Here is a 1,871-nt window from a genome sequence, read left to right on the forward strand (position 1 = left end):
CAGAAAAAGAAGGGAGTTTCACAAAAAACTTTAAACCACTCTCTGAGCGCAAGTCTATTAAAACTTGTCCTATGCCTTTCTTTCAAATGGTCATACATTCAGACTTAAAGGTGAGTATTTGTTGTAATGACTATGCACAAAGGCTCGTAGTAGGAGACTTAAGGAATCAACGACCGGTTGAAATATGGAACGGGCTTAAGTGGAACTTGATAAGGTCTTCTATTTTACTCTATGGATACAAGTCTATCTCCGCTTGTGGAACTTGTTATACGCCCGAATATGCTTACGAAGAGGATAATCTTGATGAGCTGAGTTTTCAGACATATCTATCAAGAATAGAAACATGAAAATATTAATATCACCCGCTGGTGGAGGTACTATAGCGGGTGTGGTTGATTACTTCAGGAAAAAAGGCTACTCGCCTATAGGCATTGACTCAAACAAACATGCTACAGGAGCTCCATTGTTTGATAAATTTTTTACAGTGCCAAAGGTTAGCGAACCGGACTACGAGGAATATGTAGGTAGAATAATAGCAAAAGAAGATGTAGATTTTTACATATCTTGGCTTGAGCCGGAGATATTATTCTGGAATGAAAAATTTCTCAGTCAAGGTTTAAAGTGGAGGACCATATTTCTTATGAACTTCCGAAAGGATTTACAAAGCCTACAAGATAAGTACCTTTTATATAATAAACTGAAAACTCTGGGAATAGAGCTTCCCAAAACATCAAAACTTACAAACTATATGCACTATCAAGATAGTGTTGATTATCCTATTGTTATAAAACCTCGTTTATCTAGCGGAGGCAAAGGACTCATAATAGCGGAAGATTATCAGGATATAAATTGTGTGGTAGAAAGGTTAAAGAGAAAAAAAATAGAGTTGGATGACTTTATAATACAAAATTATATACAAGGTGACGAATATTCTGTTGATTTCTTCGCCATAAAAGGTAAAGTATTAAACATGGTAGTAAGACGCAGAATAGCTCATAGTGGATTTAGCACGGTCGGAGAAGTGGTTGAATCAAGTGTATTGGAGAATCTTGTGTCTACAATTGCAAGTAAACTTGCGTTAGAGGGTCTATACAATATTCAGTTTATACAAAGGAATGACACATTTTATCCAACAGACCTTAACTGTAGACCGAGTGGAACTATAATACTTTCAATAATGAGTGGAGTTGATCTATTGCAAAACTTTATAGAGTGGAAAACAGGACAACAAATTACAATATTTGGCAAACCAAAACATCTGAAAATGTACAGATTATACAAAGAGATATTTGTGTATGATTAAACATCGCGCTATATTTTATGACTTGGACAACACGCTTTATCCTCAAATCCTTGACGTAAGACAGCGAGTTTCTGCCTGTGCGCAGAAGTTTTTTCCAGAGAACTCTAATGAAGTTGAAAATTTTTGGCTTAAAGAGTGGCAGAACAATGAACCAAAGAAAAATCTAATAGACATAATATGTAATACTTTTGAATGTAGATTTGATAAGGAACACATAATTCATTTCTATAGAAGCTATAAAACTAACATACAACTTCAAGATGAAGTTGCAAACTTATTAATTAAGTTTAAAAGCTTGGGTATAAAACAGTTTGTCATAACAAATGGTATAAAGGAGGTGCAAGAATATAAAATAAAGAAGTTAGAACTCGACAAACTGATAGATGATTATGCAGTGGGAGAAGGAGAATACAGAAAGCCCAATACTTACTACTTTATAAAATTTCTTGAAAAGTATAAGCAGGAACAAGGTGGTAGGGTTTCCATTGAGTTTTTGTGACATAGAAAGTGGAATAAAGCGAATTTTTCAACTTTGAAGTTATCAGCGAAACGCTTCAGGCGGGAATGA

At 34.7% G+C, this 1,871-nt stretch carries 3 protein-coding genes; all 3 read left to right on the forward strand.

The genetic code is table 11. The features are described 5' to 3' along the window. The coding region (locus tag NZ579_08130) for an SPASM domain-containing protein (protein MCS7299903.1) at nt 1-347 on the forward strand (347 nt) is incomplete at its 5' end. Next, nucleotides 344-1,303, forward strand: a complete 960-nt coding sequence (locus NZ579_08135; GenBank protein MCS7299904.1) for an ATP-grasp domain-containing protein — start codon at nt 344-346, stop codon at nt 1,301-1,303. The genes NZ579_08130 and NZ579_08135, both read left to right, overlap by 4 nt. Next, nucleotides 1,296-1,802, forward strand: coding sequence for an HAD hydrolase-like protein (locus NZ579_08140; protein MCS7299905.1), 507 nt, complete (start codon nt 1,296-1,298; stop codon nt 1,800-1,802). The genes NZ579_08135 and NZ579_08140 overlap by 8 nt, the downstream gene beginning before the upstream one ends. Nucleotides 1,803-1,871: the final 69 nt, after the last annotated feature.

It is taken from the genome of Spirochaetota bacterium (assembly GCA_025061835.1).
Classification (GTDB): Bacteria; Spirochaetota; Brevinematia; order DTOW01; family DTOW01; genus SKYB106.